Genomic DNA, 15291 nt, shown 5'->3' with positions numbered 1-15291 from the left:
GTATGATCATTTGCCCTTTTTTGACAGGAGAAGTTTTCAAACCAATTCGCCATCATCACGGATCATTTTCAGGTCGAGCTGCTTTTTGGTTGCGTGCAGCTTGATTAATGTCCGCTTGCCTTCCAGTGGCCCGCCTCCAATGTCGATCGGGTAATTGTGCGTTGCATCCGGTTCGTGCGTGGCGTAACGGTGGGGTATGACCCGAGATTTTAAAGTCCGGCTTCCCGGAGTGGAATGGCCCGCAAAATTGGGACAATAATTCTCTCTTGAATCTTTTAACGGATTAAGTAATCTCGTTCTTTTTTTTACTTTGTTAACGATAATTTAAAATAAGTCAGACGGCAGATCGATTTTTGTAACTGACGGCTCTTTAAATTGCCGCTTATTACAATCTCTACATCATTGAATGAATGAATAATTATCCGCAGGCTTCGCGCATTCTGCTGGCAATCGACTGTATTATTTTTGGCTTTGACGGGAAGGATATCAAACTTTTGCTGATCAAAAGGAATTTTGAGCCTGAAAAGGGGAAATGGTCATTAATGGGTGGTTTCCTCAATGCAGATGAGGATCTGTCGGACGGCGCAGCACGGATTTTGTATAACCTCACCGGGCTGAAAAACATCTACGTCGAGCAGCTCGAAACGTATGGCAAGATCAACCGCGACCCGGCAGAGAGGACCGTTTCGGTTGTGTTTTTTGCCCTTATCCAGATTGAGGACCACGACTCGGATGCTGTGAAGAGCCACAATGCTTCCTGGATCACGCTGGAAAACCGTCCCTCGCTGATTTTTGACCACGAAGATATGGTTTGCAAGGCCATTGAACATTTAAAATATAAGGCTGCCCTGCATCCCATTGGTTTCGAGCTGTTACCGGAGCTTTTTACCATTCCTCAACTACAAAAGCTTTACGAGGCAATTTATAACATTCCGCTCGACAGGCGCAATTTCAGCAGAAAGCTGTTGTCAACGGGCCTGCTCATCGACACGGGCAGCAAGAATAGTAACAGCACGACAAAAAAGGCAACATTGTACAAGCTGGATGAGGTGAGATACAAGGAAAAATTCCATTCTTTTTGGAATTTTATGCCAGATAGTATGAAACAGTCGTAGGGTGCAGAGAGTTAGTTTTAGTCTTTGAAACAAAAGCAGCATTTGAACTTATAGCAAACGTCCGCATAATTATATAATATTAATTGTGTCAAAATAACACCATAAACAAATTTATTTATATTTGTTTCGTGATAAGTGAAATAAAACGACCATGAAAGAAAGCTACGTGATTGGAATTGATTTTGGCACTGACTCGGTGAGGGCACTGGTGGTGAACGCCCGGACGGGTGACCAGGCGGGGACTGCGGTTCGGGAATATAGCCGGTGGAAGGAGGGGAGGTATTGTGATGCGGCTTCGTCGCAGTTTAGGCAACATCCGCTGGACTACCTGGAAGGGCTGGAAGGTGCAGTGCTGGAAGCATTGGAAAAATCGCCGGAAGGTGTGCGGCAAAATGTTCGCGGAATTTCGGTAGACACGACTGGTTCCACGCCCGTTGCTGTGGACCGGAACGGGACGCCCTTATCACTTTTGCCCGAATTTGCTGAAAATCCAAATGGCATGTTTATTCTCTGGAAAGACCATACGGCGAACGCTGAGGCAGAGGAAATTAACACCTTAGCACACGGTTTAGAAACGGATTATACCAAGTATGTAGGCGGAATTTATTCCTCAGAATGGTTTTGGGCCAAAATCCTGCGGACACTGAGGGTTGACGAACAGGTTCGCGATAAAGCATTCTCCTGGGTTGAACATTGCGACTGGATTTCTGCTGAGCTGACGGGAAACACAAATCCGCTCACATTAAAAAGGTCAAGATGTGCCGCTGGTCATAAAGCTCTATGGCACAGCGATTTTGACGGTTTGCCCCCTAATGATTTCCTGACGAAACTCGATCCACTTCTGGACGGCCTCAGGGATAGACTTTTCTCCAAAACTGAAACTTCGGACGAAGCCATGGGCACTATTTCCCGCAAATGGGCTGAGAAGTTGGGCATTCCAGGCGATACGGTCATTGGTGTAGGGGCTTTTGACGCGCATATGGGTGCCGTAGGAGCATTAATCGAGCCTTATTCTCTTTGCAAAGTGATCGGGACATCAACTTGTGATATGCTTGTCGCGCCGAATGAGGAAGTCGGGCATTTGCTTATAAAAGGAATTTGCGGGCAGGTGGACGGCTCCATTATCCCCGGAATGCTGGGTATGGAAGCGGGCCAATCCGCCTTTGGCGATATTTATGCTTGGTTTGCCAAGCTTATTATTGAGCCTGTACGCGCATTACTGGGAGAGGCGTCTGCACGAGAATTGTCAAAAAATCTCATTCCGCATCTGTCCGAACAGGCGGCTAAATTGCCTGTTACTGAAAATGATATCATCGCCATAGACTGGCTGAATGGCCGCAGAACGCCGGATGCGAAGCATACATTAAAAGGAGCTATACTAGGCTTGAACCTAGCCAGCGACCACGTCCGGATCTTCAAGGCCCTGGTGGAAGCGACGGCTTATGGTTCCAAGAGCATTGTGGAGCGGTTTCGGAAAGAAGGCGTTCCGATCCATGAAGTGATCGCGATTGGCGGCGTGGCTAAAAAATCTGCATTCGTCATGCAAACATTGGCAGATGTGCTCAATATGCCCATCAAAGTGGCTGCTTCGGAACAGGCATGTGCGCTGGGAGCAGCTATGTTTGCGGCTGTCGCGTCGGGAATTTACAAAACCTTACCGGAAGCACAGGAAGCTATGAGTTCAGGTTTTGACGCGGTTTACACGCCTAGGCCGGCGCAAGCAGCTGTTTATAAAACATTATATCAAAAATATGCACAGTCCGGGGCATTTATAGAGAACGACTTCTTACATAAAGTGCAGCTTGCCCCGGAAAATACATTGTCAACTTCTTTATCATAGCCACCCTTTCACAATCCTAATGGTTGATTTAAAACAATTTGAAATTTGGTTCATTACGGGCAGTCAGGATTTGTACGGAGCAGACACGCTTCGCCAGGTTGCGGAACATGCGCAGATCATCAGCAAACATTTCGACGAATCTGCCGTGATTCCGGTCAGGACGGTTTTTAAGCCTATTGTGAAGTCCTCCGAAGAGATTTTCAATATCATGCAGGATGCGAACGTTGCCAAAAACTGCATTGGCATTGTGGCTTGGATGCATACTTTTTCGCCGGCAAAAATGTGGATCCGCGGTTTGCAGATCATGCAAAAGCCGCTGTTGCATTTGCACACGCAATTCAATCGGGATATTCCATGGGAGAACATTGATATGGATTTCATGAACCTCAATCAGTCCGCTCACGGCGACAGGGAATTTGGTTTCATGATGACCCGTATGCGCCTGAACCGGAAAGTGATCGTGGGGCATTGGCAACAAGCCCACGTTATTGAAGATCTTGCACAATGGACACGCGTTGCGGCTGCGCGTCACGATATGAAAGGTGCCAGGTTCGTACGATTTGGCGATAATATGCGGCAAGTCGCAGTCACAGACGGCGATAAAGTCGCGGCGGAAATGACATTCGGCTTTTCGGTGAACACCTATGCTGTCGGCGACCTGGTTGCGGTGATTAATCAGGTTTCGGATGAAGAAGTCGGGCTTTTGATCGATGAATATGAATCGCTGTATGAGCTGGCGAGTGGCATCAGGAAAGGCGAGGGGAGGCACAGCGCGCTTTGGGATGCTGCGCGGATTGAGTTGGGGTTGAAGTATTTCCTGGAAGATGGAGATTTTAAGGGGTATACCAACACATTTGAAGATTTGTACGGCATGAAGCAGCTTCCGGGCATCGGTTCGCAGCGCATGATGGCGGCGGGCTACGGATATGCCGGTGAAGGCGACTGGAAAACGTCAGCCATGGTGCGGGCGCTTAAAGTGATGGGCAGCGGGCTGGCTGGCGGAAATTCGTTTATGGAAGATTACACTTACCATTTCGATCCGGCTAATAACCTGGTTTTGGGATCACATATGCTGGAAATCTGTCCGAGCATTGCTGCGGGCAGGCCTTCCTGTGAAATTCATCCACTGGGCATCGGGGGCAAGGAAGATCCGGTTCGGCTGGTATTCAATGCAGAAGCTGGTCCGGCCATCAACGTTTCCCTGGTTGATATGGGAAACCGCTTCCGGATTTTAGTGAACGAGGTCGAGGCTGTGGAGGCAACCGAGGCGCTTCCGAAACTGCCTGTTGCAAGGGTGTTATGGAAACCTGCGCCTGATATGGCAACAGGATGTGCTGCATGGATCTATGCCGGCGGCGCACACCATACGGTTTACAGTCAGAACTTGACCACAGATCATATCGAAATGTTCGCTGATATGACTGATGTTGAGCTGGTTGTAATTGATAAAAACACATCTCTCAGACAGTTGAAAAATGAATTGAGATGGAGTGAGGCTTCTTACAAATGAAATTTTACAGAAAGTATGTCTAAATACACCTATCTTAAAGAACAAGTTTACGAGGCTAATATGGAAATACCCAGGGAAAACCTGGCGATCGTCACCTTCGGAAATGTGAGCGGAATTGACCGGGATGCCGGCGTGATCGCCATCAAGCCAAGCGGCGTGCCTTACAGTAAGCTGCGAGTGGATGACATTGTTTTACTGGATCTTGATAATCAGGTTGTTGAGGGCGCTATGAGACCGTCTTCCGATACAAAAACACATACATTGCTTTATAAGCATTTTCCTTTGATCGGTGGCGTTTGTCATACACATTCTACTTACGCAGTGGCGTGGGCACAGGCAATACGCGCGATCCCGAATCTGGGAACAACGCACGCGGACCATTTGACAACCGCAGTTCCTGTTACCGAAGTGATGTCAGACGAAATGATCCAGCGGGATTACGAGCTTGAAACAGGCAATCAGATCCTGGATTTATTTGTAGGCGGGAAATTGAATTACAAGGAAACCGAAATGGTGCTGGTTGCCTGTCATGGGCCATTTACCTGGGGAAAAGATCCGGCTAAGGCCGTTTATAATTCAGTTGTGCTGGAAGAAATCGCAAAAATGGCGTTTCTCACGCTCCAAATTAACCCTTCCGCTCAAACCATTAAACAAGGGCTTATTGACAAACATTATTTTCGCAAACACGGCAAGGATGCTTATTATGGTCAAGGTTTCTGATCAATCCTTGTTTCCGGTGCGCTTGCTAGTAATGTTGCGCATCTGTTGAAGTGCTTCCTGACGTGTCATTCGCTTTTCGCTCGCTTTCGCTTCATTAATAGATTCTTTGGAAAAACGACCTTTAAACAGATTAAAAAGAGCAAACAACATATCAGGGAATCTTAAAGTACAATTGACATATTAACGTACATCAAACATAGAAAAGTTTGGTATAAAAAAAAACTACCGAGAACGAGTCTTTCGGTAGTTGCTAGCTTAGCTAAACGTTGAGTATGAATATCCTTTTTAGCTGATGAATGTTATAAGCTTCTCCGTAACTTGCTTCCCGGATTAAATTCATCCTGGATCCAGCGAACAAAATTGTTGGAGTTAGTCTTGTAAATCTCCATAGAAAGTGGTTTGATACCACTGAACTCAACCTCCTTAACGTATTCTGCATGCAACTTTAAGATCTCAGACAGGGTTTTGCTATCAGTTTTCATTTATTATGGGATGTTAAAGGTTACGATAATTTAGATTTGGCGTACCAAACCTGTACCTGAACAAGCCCTGTTAATAAGATTATTTAAAAATTTATATTAACAATTTGAATTATTATAAAATGGGGCAGCATTTTCCCATCTACCGTGCAAATGGAGATTTGCTCAGACGTATTCTGTAACATTTTTCGTCAAAATGGGTAACAATTATACAATACGGAGGCTAAATAATAGTAACCGGCCGTTTACCCTTATTAATAGAGAGTTATATTAAAAAGTTGTGCCACAATGAATTAATTCTACGATACATAGAATTAGTGTAATGTGAGGTTGGGGCAGCTTTAATCCAGGCAGCAGGAGAGTAATGTTCAAATTCCCAGTTTTTTCCGAAGCGTTACAATCTCCAAGGGCTTAGGAAGCAGGTCGATGATATGCTGACTTGCTTTGGCTTTGTCGATATCGCGGGTATCGATGGTGGAAGAAAGCATAAAGATCCGGATCTTTTGCTGCAGTGTTAATGGCAGGCTGTCGAATTCGTCGATGAACTCAAAGCCGTTCATGTCGGGCATTTGCAAATCCAGTAGGATAACGCTTTCTGGTAGCGTATCGGCCCGGCTTACAAGGTGTTTTAATGCATCTCGCGCCGAATTAAAAGTCTTTACAGAGTCAGTTATGCCGCTCTTAATCAGCAGTTTCTCATATATAAACAGATCGAAAGCACTATCATCTATAAGAAAAAAGTGTAAAAGTGGCTTCATGTCTGTTTATTTATGAATAGAAGGGATATTAACCTCGAAAATACTTCCTTCGCCTACTTTTGAAGATACAGTGATTGCGCCTCCGAGTTTGGCTATCGCTTCGTGCACGATATATAATCCTATGCCCGAACCGCTGTTTGTTGCCCCCGCCCGGTAAAACATTCTGAAAATTTTGTCCTGATCTGACTCTTTGATCCCATGACCATTGTCTTCAACGATTATTTTGGCCTGCTTGGGTGTAGACTTGATCGTTAAATGGACAAATTGATGGGGCTTCGACTTATCCTGAAATTTTATCGCATTATTAATGAGGTTGTTAAATATAATCCTGAGCTTCATCACATCCGACTGGAAAACGCCCTCCTGGTCAATGTCCGTTGTCATTTTCAGGTTGCCGTATTCAGGCAGATACTGGATTGTTTCCTGTGCTTCTGTTACCAGCTCCTTGAAGCTGATGTCCGTAACCACCGGGATGCCACGCGCGTTTTTATAATAATCGATGATATTGATGATGAATGTATCCAGCTTTTTCACCGATTGCCGGATCAGTTCAAGATATTCGTTTTGAGATTTGACATCGTCTTCAAGCAAAGCCAGGTTGACAATTCCAAGCACGGACATCAAGGGTGCCCGAAGATCATGCGAAGCACTGTAAACGAACTTGTCGAGTTCTTCGTTTGCCTTCTGTAATTCTAGGTTACGCTCTTTAAGGTCCTCACGCGTTTTATAAATATCGTAGGCATGCGAAATTGCATTTTCGACGTAATTGTAGTCCCAGGGTTTGTCGATAAACCGGAAAACCTCGCCTTTGTTAATGGCATCGATAGCTGCACCGATATCCGTGTGGCCTGTAATTAGGATGCGTATCGGCTTTGGATATTTAGTTCTGATTTTTTCAAAAAACTGCACACCCGTCATGATCGGCATGCGCTGATCGGCGAGGATGATGCAGAAGTCACGATTTTCAAGAATTTCCTCTGCTTCTACAACCGACGAGGCAATCGTAATGTCGTACTGTTTCCGGAAAGATGCTTTGAACGAATGAAGGTTGTGTTCTTCATCGTCGATGTACAAGATGCTTATTGGTTTTTCACTCATTGAAATTCTGGATAGGGCGTGCTTTTTGTTTTACGGGGAGGGTGATCAAAAATTCTGTTCCCTGACCGACCTCCGTGTTTACCTGAATATTCCCGCTGTGAACCTCGATAATTTTAAACACAATCGACAGCCCCAGACCTGTTCCGTCACCAACCTGCTTGGTCGTGAAGAAAGGCTCAAAGATCTTAGCACGAACCTCCGGCGGCATTCCCGGGCCATTGTCCCGAATAGAAATGGCAATATTTTCAGGATCTTTCAGCCACGACCTTACCCAGATCGTTGGTGTTTTATTATCATTCTTTTGTTTTAACAGAGCGTAAATGGAATTGTTGAGAATGTTCATAAACACCTGATTAAGCTTGCCTGCGAAACATTCAATGCTGGGGATATTCCCTAATTCCTTCACCAGCTTAATCGAGTTGCCCATTTGGTAATTCAAAATGATCAGGGTCGACTCAATGCCATCGTTTATATTGACGACATTCAGATCGGATTCGTCCACACGGGAGAATATTTTTAAACCTTTTACAATCTCAACAGTCCTGCTGGCACCGTCTTCCATGCCTTTCAGCAGTGTTCCCAGCTCGGTTTTTATGTAATCGAGGTCCAGTTCATCTTTCAGTTTGTCAATCTCCCTGATCTTCATTTGCAGCCCGTCGATCGAATCAACTTCGTGTATACTGTCGTAGGAGTCGAGAATTTCCAGCACGTCGTCAATATCACGGCGCAGTGGCCTGATGTTGGAACTTACGAAGTTGATCGGGTTATTGATCTCGTGTGCAATGCCGGCAGTGAGCTGACCGAGTGAAGCCATTTTCTCGGAATCCAGGAGCTGCGTTTGCGTGTCTTTCAATTTCGTGAGCGCAACATTCAGTTCTGTATTAGCATATTGCAACTCAGCGGTTCGCTCGTTGACGCTTCTTTCGAGAAATGTGTTCTGCTCCATAATGATTTTTTCATTTTCCAATGACACTTTCAGCGCCTCGGCCTGTGATTCTTCTCTTTCTCTTTTAAAGATATTAATCTTATCGGCTAGTGCAATAGAAAGTAATACTACTTCTGCAATTGACCCAAACTGCATAGTATAGGTTGTTAAGAAATTATACGGCAGAATATTAATATTTCGAAGAACCAGCAGGAAAAGGCCGAAGAGAAAAATCGTCCAGGCAGTTAAAAACAGCTTAGCCGGCCGGTAATTTTCTTTTGACAGTTTGACACCGATTATAAAAAGACCAATGGCACCAATTCCTCCTGAAACATCAACTGCCCGAAAGCTTAAAAGTTCAAAACCAAGCAGATTGAGCACCACCGTCGATGAATAAAGCGCAATGATCACATTAAGAATAATGACGCCCGGTGGCCATTTCTCTTTCAACTGGAGAAAGTTTTTGACAAAAAGCATCGCAAATATGCCCGCCAAACCGGAGAAGTAAATCGTGGCGACGGAGTTGAAATTGGGCGCGTAAGGCCAGATATACTTAAATCCATAGCCTGTCAGCGCAGTTTGTGCCAGCCCGACGGAAAGAACATAAAGCACATAAAAGAGATAACTTTTATCGCGGGTAGAAAAATAAATGAAGATATTGTAAAGCACCATCACAATAATGATCCCTGAGAAGATCCCATTGATGGTTTCGCCGATCTGTGCGGCCTCAAAGAAATTATCCTGGTCACGGACAATGAGCGGAAGGATTACCTGATTGAAACCCTTAACCTTCAAATAATACATTTTTTGCTGTCCAGGCCTGATGTTCAGGTCGAAAACCAGGTTTTGATGTTTGATATTCCGGGCACCAAAATCGGCATTTTCCAGGTATTTTTCTGTTGTGACCTTGCCTTCGCTGATCTCGAAAAGCTCACAGGTGTGGATCAACGGATGGGCAAGTTCCAGATAAAGCAGCGAGCTGACCGACTTGTTGGCGATTGAAAAACGGATCCAGAATGTAGACTGGCTGAGTCCCATATTCGGGGTGTCGTCCGTGCTTTGTACGAAATTTTTTTCCTTTAAAACTTCTTCGAAGGTGCGCGTATTTGTGGCGTCTTCGAAAATTTCAACGCGCTTGCCTATGATTTGCGAACCTTGGTAGAAATTCACAGGGATTGCGTAAACCAGCTGTGTGGCAAGTAGAAATAGAATTGCAAATATTTGCTTCAACAGATTCATAAAACTTAAATCTTCATATCGAGATCGTAATGTAAAGCAATTTCTCCCTTTGGACCTTTTTCTACCGCATATTGAACCGGCTGTTCCCGCAAATGCATAATGCGCCCGCGTTCATCCTCGTGCGCATGCGGTAAATTTTGAAGGTCCTTGACAATAATGGCCGTAGCAATAAGACCCTCTTTGGGGTAATAAAAGGTTCCGTTATTTCCTAAGTCCCGAATGACCTCAAATCCGATTCTAAGGCACTGACGCAAGGTAGGAGGGGAGCACAGCGCAAACAAATGTTCAACGCCGATCTGTGACGTAATCGCTACGCCAATTCTTCCCAGAAAGATACTGCCGATACCATAACCGGCAACTTCCTTGGAATTGAAAAGACCGCAAAATTCTGCGAGCTTTCTGCCCTTGAAATTGTCTACGTACCCGTAAACGCGCTCATCCTTTTTTGCGATGGCACCTTCCATTGGCATCTTCATTTTTTCGCTACGCACCTGGATTCTCCCGCCACCAAATATCTTTTCGCCGTCCTCCGATTCCACAATGATCACGTAAGTATTTTCGTCGTTGAGCCAGTCATGGCTCGCAGAAGTTACCTGTTTTACCCCATAAGCTTCCAGTACTTTTCGATGTTCGTCAATGTACCGGTAACAGGTTTCGATATCCTCAGTTGACTTGTAAGCTCTAATTTTTGCTACCATCAAATTGCGTCGTTTACGATAAACAAGGTTTCATTCAATGGAAGACGTCGGGATTGAATGGCGGGCATTTCAGGTTTGATGATTTTTAAAAGAAAAACCGCTCTTGTGTTATTTTTTAAATATATGATATTTTGAAAATCATTCCGTAAACCTTGCAATTTGTCTTTCTCCTCTTCGCTTAATCCGACGCCCGAGTCGAGCCTGGCAAAAAGAGAAAGTGGTGATAGCAGCGGCTGACCGGCCAGGCCTAGTTTTTCGGCGGTTAGCCACAGCCTTTGTGCAGCAATTCCGGCCAGGAAATGCTGATCCGCCGACTCCGGCAATGTAATAACGGCCACGCAGGGGGCATTGCCAACACTCGCACGTACAGCCTCCGTTAAGGCGTTACCTCCTCCGATGTCTCTTAATGTACCCGCAATCTTTTTATTCCTGGCGATCGATAACGCAGCCATTTGCGCTGGCGCTGAAATCAATGTCTGAATCGGGATTCCATCGCCCGCATCTGCGTTTTCTTCCCCTGGCCACCTCGTATCGCGTTCAAAAAAGTCCCGGTGACCTTCTTCATTCAGCATGATCATCAGATCGCAGGCTGCCACAATCCTGCCCAGATCGGCAAGATGGCCTTTTTCTGTGATAAAGTGAACATTTGACCCGGATATGCTTTCCGCAGCCTTCCGCAATGCATTGATTTCCTGTTCGGCAAGGATATAAGAGGCACTTGGGCTGTAATTTGTAGATGTAGATGCAATGAATTCTGCCAGCCCGATAAGATCATTTCCAGTCAGATTTTTTTTCGAGAACTGGATGCTGGCAACCAGCTCGGGCGAGCCTGTTGCAGGAAACAACTTTTTATTGGTTTGGTAGCCCAGCTGGTTGGCTTTGATTATTGCATTTTCATAAGCTGCGCCCAGCGCCAGATGCGCCGCCAGGTTATTGATGTTTGCAAACGAATGCGAACGGAATGTGTCATGGAACAAATGCAAATTTCCCTTCCGGAAAACCCATTTCCACGGCTGATCATTTCCACTAGAATGTGCATGCGTGCCTGCACCAACGACCAGCGAAATTTCATCGTCGCTAGGAATAACATGCGCAGGAACAGTTTCCAGCGCATCAATGATCGTTACGGCCCGTTTCAGCTCAAATGGCGTGTTCGGATTACTATAAACGGTTTCGGAAGTAACTGCTGGTTTATTTCCTATCAGACTTTCGAGATCCACGTAATATCGGCCCGAATCTGTGAATTGGTCTAGCAAAATACGTCGGCAGACATCGGTAACCACACCACCGCCCAATGTCACGGCGCTCGCAAGCTGAGGCCAGGTGCTGATCGTCTGCCCGATTTCCAGTAGCGAAGCACGGCCACGCGCAGACGTGTTCATGGCATCGATAATGCGCATTACCAGCGGAAAACGGTCGGCCGGGGCAATATTTTTTAATTTTTCAGCGGGAATTCCGGCCAGCATTCCGTGCAAAATAGGCCTGTCCGTTTCACGGTCGAACCTTTCCACATCCAGCATTCCACGGTCGCTCGTTTCCATCACCACAGGAATTTGAAGGCTCTTAGCCATCTGGCGAGCGCTGATCTTTACTTCCAGGTCATCACATTCGTCAACCAGAATGTCGAGTTTTCCGTGCTCTGTCAGAAAAGCGGTAATGTTCTGGTCGGTGATTCCCTCAGGATAGCATTCGATTTCCAGATAAGGATCAATTTCAGCGATTTCCCTTGCGGTAACAACGCATTTATTGATTCCCAGATTATGCAACCCGGTTTTTATCCTGTTCAGGTTGCTGAGTTCAATTGTGTCAAAATCAGCGAGTTTCAATGTTCCGCAAATGCGCTCCGTGGCGACACTTACTGCTACGGCATGTCCTACTGATAGTCCGATTATACCAATCTTGCATTTAGACAATGCGGCTTGTTCCTGAGGAGTAATTTTATAGTGGTTTCTGCTAGTCCTTAAAGTAACAAAATCCAACTCGTTCAGAATGTGAAGCAAGCGGTTGGACCAGGGATAATAGATCCAGGAACCCAGCAGATCGGGATCTTTGTCAGCGACCCATTCGTTGTATTTTTCGTCAATTTCAGCACTCGTCAAACGTATTCTCGGACTCCGGATCTTGATCAGTTCCTTCATCTGCGCAGGAAACAGGTCCAACACGATTTTGTTCTGGTAATCCGAAATAACTGAATTAAACTTTTGCTTGTCAGCGTTTTGCTCTTTAAAGATAAAAACCGGCTTATATATCGTGCTGTTAGTCGAATCTGGATACATTTTTAAGCTATTAGGAGGACGGTTCCCAGAAGAACTCACTTTAAATTTAAAATTTGATAAAATGTATTGATCTTCGTATAAAATCGCTGATGAATGAACAGATTCACGAACTACCCGGCGATCTTATGTGTATCAATAGTTACACAAATTGCTTAAATTATTTTTGTAAAGCTACCACTGGTTCCATCGCGTACAAAATATTTGATTGAAAAGCATCAAAATTCGTTGACACGGAGTCATTTAACCGAAACACAAAAAGTTAATTTGTAAATAGCGCTTGCCGCTTTCATGTTATTATAGAATTAATATTATAATATTATCAATTAGTTTAGAACCTCAATCAAACTAAACAGTCACTAAACCTCCGAGGAAGATTTTTGCGATAATGGAAACCAAAGAAAAAATAAGTGTCCTTTATGTGGATGATGAAATTAACAACCTCAACTCATTTAAGGCAGCCTTTAGAAGGGATTTTAATATACTGATCGCCACCTCGGGGCGGGAAGGCCTTGAATTGCTGAAACATAATGTAGTTCATGTGATCATCACCGATCAGCGCATGCCCGAAATGACAGGCGTTGACTTTTTGATCGAAGTTTTAAAAGACTACGCGGAACCTGTGCGTATCCTGCTCACGGGTTATACAGACGTTTCAGCCGTGATTGATGCGGTGAATAAGGGGCACATTTACTATTATCTCAACAAGCCCTGGGATGAAGCGCAATTGCGGATCATCATTAAAAATGCCCATGAGATATTTTATTTGCGCGAGAAAAATAAGGAGCTTATCGAAAAGCTGATTGAAGTAAATGGGCAGCTGGAATTCCTGCTCAGGCAAAACCTGCTTTCCTAGCAAGTTTTAAACATTCATTTCCTTTTGAAAATAAATGACCTTTTGTTCAGTTGGGCTATGCTAAATTCTTTTAACAGGTTCATTATGATGGAGAAGCCTGCTGTGATGAAGATAGCCAGGAAAAGAATTAAGGCAAAAAGTAAATTGCCGATTGCCTTCAAAAATATGATTGCGTCCATGTCTTGATGTATTTAGTGAGTGTTTGAGACTGATATGTAAAAATTGTACCAACGCCGAAAACTGCAATAAAAGCCAGGCCTACAATTGCATTGGTATCCTTTTTGCTTGCATACTTGGATAATGTGTACAATAATTCATCAAACCGATTCAATCATGAAAAAGATATTGGCAGTAGGAGCAATTTCAGGCGTAGTCTTATATGTTTTCTTCAACAAATTTTTCCGTCAAATGGAAAGAAACTTTGGTTTGGAAAAAAAACAGGATGAGATTGCCGAGAATAATAAAACAGAAGGGTATTTTTACCATCAGAGCGAGTTGGCGACTGATAACAATGCGGGCCAGCTTTTGAAGAATATTAACAATTAACACCCGGGTCCGGGAGTCCCAGCCGGGACTCTCACCTTCCGGTGAACCCAGTATAATTAATTCCGGATAATGTGGCGAGCAGTCTGTTTTCAAATTCTTTTTTTTAGTATAGCCGGACTGTTCGCATCGTGCGGGGAGGGCACGATTCCTCCTCCACCTCCCAAAAAGCCCATCGAAGAACCCGGTAATGGAGGCGAGCCCACTGATACAACCGGCATTGACACAACGGGAAATTCAGATCCCGACACGATCATCATTGATACATTAAAGCCCAGGAATAGCAATCAGTTTCTCGCTTTGTCCAAGGGTTTTGGCGCTACCAACATTTACAGTGAAGCGCAGCTGGGCATTCGTACGGGCACTTATAAGCAGGCGCGCGACTACATTGGCCGTTCGGTTACCCTCAATTACTCTTTTCTTGCTAAACAGGCTGATACATTGGAATTTCGGCCATTCGTTCTGATGGTGCATGAAGGGGCGTTTCTTTTTGGCGATCTGGCCAATGAAATGGGTAAGGCCAAATGGATGGCAAGAAAGGGATACGCCGCCGCTGCCATCAATTACAGGCTCGGTTTCAACGGCGGATCGGAAGGCAACACTTGCGGCGGGAATAACCTGGAAGTGATCCAGGCCATTTACAGGGGCGTTCAGGACACTTACACAGCATTACATTACTTTGCAGATAAGTCTCACGAATTTGGCATTGACCCGGGTCAAATGATGCTCGCCGGAAGTAGCGCGGGTTCGATTATTGTTTCGGCGCTGGTTTACATGGATGAAGCGGATTTCGAGGCATTGCAACCAGGAATTGTCAAAACACTGGGACCGCTGGACCCGGTAAAAACGGGCACAGAGTTTCGCGTACGCGCTTTGCTGACATACCTCGGCTATTCCATCTTCAGGACCGGGTTCGTTAAAAAGTCCAATGCTAAGCCGACCGTATTTTTCCAGAGGACAGGTGACACGGTGCTGCCGTACACCCAGGGGAATTTGTTTTCATGCGGAAATTATTTCTGGATGCAGGGCGCCAAACCCACTTCGGACCGGCTGAAAACATTAAAAATGCCTTATGAACTAAACTACCAGCCGGAGAAGGGGCACATCCTTTCCTACACAGAAGAACATGTGGCAAACCGCTATGCGCAGTTTATGAAGCGGTTCTGGTCTGGTGATCTGCGCCAAACCACCATTGAAAACTTCAAGACATTGCAAGATGTCAAAATTCCTTAATGTG

Annotated in this window: 13 protein-coding genes; 7 read left to right on the top strand and 6 right to left on the bottom strand. The window is 45.0% G+C overall.

Translation table 11 applies throughout. The annotated features are described in order from the left end of the window. Window positions 1-410 precede the first annotated feature (410 nt). From MUK70_RS12200 to MUK70_RS12185, 4 genes are all read left to right on the top strand, one after another. Window positions 411-1115: an NUDIX hydrolase gene (locus MUK70_RS12200; protein WP_234652402.1), complete on the top strand. Its 705-nt coding sequence runs from the start codon at window positions 411-413 to the stop codon at window positions 1113-1115. A gap of 151 nt (window positions 1116-1266) precedes the next feature. Beyond that, on the top strand, window positions 1267-2955 hold the full coding sequence (locus tag MUK70_RS12195; protein ID WP_234652399.1) for a ribulokinase: 1689 nt from the start codon (window positions 1267-1269) through the stop codon (window positions 2953-2955). Window positions 2956-2974: 19 nt separating this feature from the next. After that, complete coding sequence (gene araA / locus MUK70_RS12190; RefSeq protein ID WP_234652397.1) at window positions 2975-4465, top strand: L-arabinose isomerase; 1491 nt, start codon at window positions 2975-2977, stop codon at window positions 4463-4465. 15 nt (window positions 4466-4480) lie between these two features. Beyond that, window positions 4481-5185 carry an L-ribulose-5-phosphate 4-epimerase gene (locus MUK70_RS12185; RefSeq protein WP_234652395.1) on the top strand — a complete coding sequence of 235 codons (705 nt, stop codon included), beginning with the start codon at window positions 4481-4483 and terminating at the stop codon, window positions 5183-5185. A 299-nt stretch (window positions 5186-5484) separates the two neighbouring features. Here MUK70_RS12185 and MUK70_RS12180 read toward each other — a convergent pair whose 3' ends face one another. The 6 genes from MUK70_RS12180 to MUK70_RS12155 all read right to left on the bottom strand — a co-directional run bounded on the left by MUK70_RS12180 (window position 5485) and on the right by MUK70_RS12155 (window position 12658). Continuing rightward, complete coding sequence (locus MUK70_RS12180; RefSeq protein ID WP_234607468.1) at window positions 5485-5667, bottom strand: hypothetical protein; 183 nt, start codon at window positions 5665-5667, stop codon at window positions 5485-5487. Window positions 5668-6032: 365 nt separating this feature from the next. Then, entirely contained in the window at window positions 6033-6422 is a 390-nt protein-coding gene (locus MUK70_RS12175; RefSeq protein WP_234607467.1) for a response regulator, read from the bottom strand. A gap of 6 nt (window positions 6423-6428) precedes the next feature. Then, on the bottom strand, window positions 6429-7520 hold the full coding sequence (locus MUK70_RS12170) for a hybrid sensor histidine kinase/response regulator (protein ID WP_234652393.1): 1092 nt from the start codon (window positions 7518-7520) through the stop codon (window positions 6429-6431). Further along, entirely contained in the window at window positions 7513-9684 is a 2172-nt protein-coding gene (locus tag MUK70_RS12165; RefSeq protein WP_234652391.1) for a sensor histidine kinase, read from the bottom strand. The genes MUK70_RS12170 and MUK70_RS12165 overlap by 8 nt, the downstream gene beginning before the upstream one ends. Window positions 9685-9689: 5 nt before the next feature. Further along, the gene (locus MUK70_RS12160) at window positions 9690-10382 is read right to left on the bottom strand and encodes a hypothetical protein (protein ID WP_234652389.1); all 693 of its coding nucleotides are present in this window, start codon (window positions 10380-10382) and stop codon (window positions 9690-9692) included. After that, window positions 10382-12658: an Rv1355c family protein gene (locus MUK70_RS12155; protein ID WP_234652387.1), complete on the bottom strand. Its 2277-nt coding sequence runs from the start codon at window positions 12656-12658 to the stop codon at window positions 10382-10384. Before MUK70_RS12155 ends, MUK70_RS12160 begins: the two co-directional genes overlap by 1 nt. 385 nt (window positions 12659-13043) lie before the next feature. On the opposite strand from MUK70_RS12155, the gene MUK70_RS12150 reads away from it, so the two are divergent. The 3 genes from MUK70_RS12150 to MUK70_RS12140 all read left to right on the top strand — a co-directional run bounded on the left by MUK70_RS12150 (window position 13044) and on the right by MUK70_RS12140 (window position 15287). Beyond that, window positions 13044-13511 (top strand): response regulator, encoded by a 468-nt coding sequence (locus tag MUK70_RS12150; RefSeq protein ID WP_026630021.1) that lies wholly within the window; start codon window positions 13044-13046, stop codon window positions 13509-13511. Between the two features lie 333 nt (window positions 13512-13844). Beyond that, window positions 13845-14057 carry a hypothetical protein gene (locus MUK70_RS12145; protein ID WP_234652385.1) on the top strand — a complete coding sequence of 71 codons (213 nt, stop codon included), beginning with the start codon at window positions 13845-13847 and terminating at the stop codon, window positions 14055-14057. A gap of 69 nt (window positions 14058-14126) precedes the next feature. Continuing rightward, a complete protein-coding gene (locus tag MUK70_RS12140) occupies window positions 14127-15287 on the top strand; it encodes a carboxylesterase family protein (protein ID WP_234652383.1) in 1161 nt (386 codons plus the stop codon). Window positions 15288-15291 lie beyond the last annotated feature (4 nt).

Source organism: Dyadobacter chenwenxiniae (assembly GCF_022869785.1).
GTDB classification, from domain to species: Bacteria; Bacteroidota; Bacteroidia; order Cytophagales; family Spirosomataceae; genus Dyadobacter; species Dyadobacter chenwenxiniae.
Note: the sequence above shows the minus strand (reverse complement) of the source record. Positions and strands in the feature narration are given on the sequence as shown.

What these genes read in the sequence shown, in the direction of transcription:
- MUK70_RS12195 (WP_234652399.1), top strand. Translation starts at nt 1,267, where the DNA reads ATGAAAGAAAGCTACGTGATTGGAATTGATTTTGGCACTGACTCGGTG.
- MUK70_RS12180 (WP_234607468.1), bottom strand. Translation starts at nt 5,667, where the DNA reads ATGAAAACTGATAGCAAAACCCTGTCTGAGATCTTAAAGTTGCATGCA.
- MUK70_RS12175 (WP_234607467.1), bottom strand. Translation starts at nt 6,422, where the DNA reads ATGAAGCCACTTTTACACTTTTTTCTTATAGATGATAGTGCTTTCGAT.
- MUK70_RS12150 (WP_026630021.1), top strand. Translation starts at nt 13,044, where the DNA reads ATGGAAACCAAAGAAAAAATAAGTGTCCTTTATGTGGATGATGAAATT.
- MUK70_RS12140 (WP_234652383.1), top strand. Translation starts at nt 14,127, where the DNA reads ATGTGGCGAGCAGTCTGTTTTCAAATTCTTTTTTTTAGTATAGCCGGA.
- araA (WP_234652397.1), top strand. Translation starts at nt 2,975, where the DNA reads ATGGTTGATTTAAAACAATTTGAAATTTGGTTCATTACGGGCAGTCAG.
- MUK70_RS12170 (WP_234652393.1), bottom strand. Translation starts at nt 7,520, where the DNA reads ATGAGTGAAAAACCAATAAGCATCTTGTACATCGACGATGAAGAACAC.
- MUK70_RS12160 (WP_234652389.1), bottom strand. Translation starts at nt 10,382, where the DNA reads ATGGTAGCAAAAATTAGAGCTTACAAGTCAACTGAGGATATCGAAACC.
- MUK70_RS12155 (WP_234652387.1), bottom strand. Translation starts at nt 12,658, where the DNA reads ATGTATCCAGATTCGACTAACAGCACGATATATAAGCCGGTTTTTATC.
- MUK70_RS12145 (WP_234652385.1), top strand. Translation starts at nt 13,845, where the DNA reads ATGAAAAAGATATTGGCAGTAGGAGCAATTTCAGGCGTAGTCTTATAT.
- MUK70_RS12200 (WP_234652402.1), top strand. Translation starts at nt 411, where the DNA reads ATGAATAATTATCCGCAGGCTTCGCGCATTCTGCTGGCAATCGACTGT.
- MUK70_RS12185 (WP_234652395.1), top strand. Translation starts at nt 4,481, where the DNA reads ATGTCTAAATACACCTATCTTAAAGAACAAGTTTACGAGGCTAATATG.
- MUK70_RS12165 (WP_234652391.1), bottom strand. Translation starts at nt 9,684, where the DNA reads ATGAATCTGTTGAAGCAAATATTTGCAATTCTATTTCTACTTGCCACA.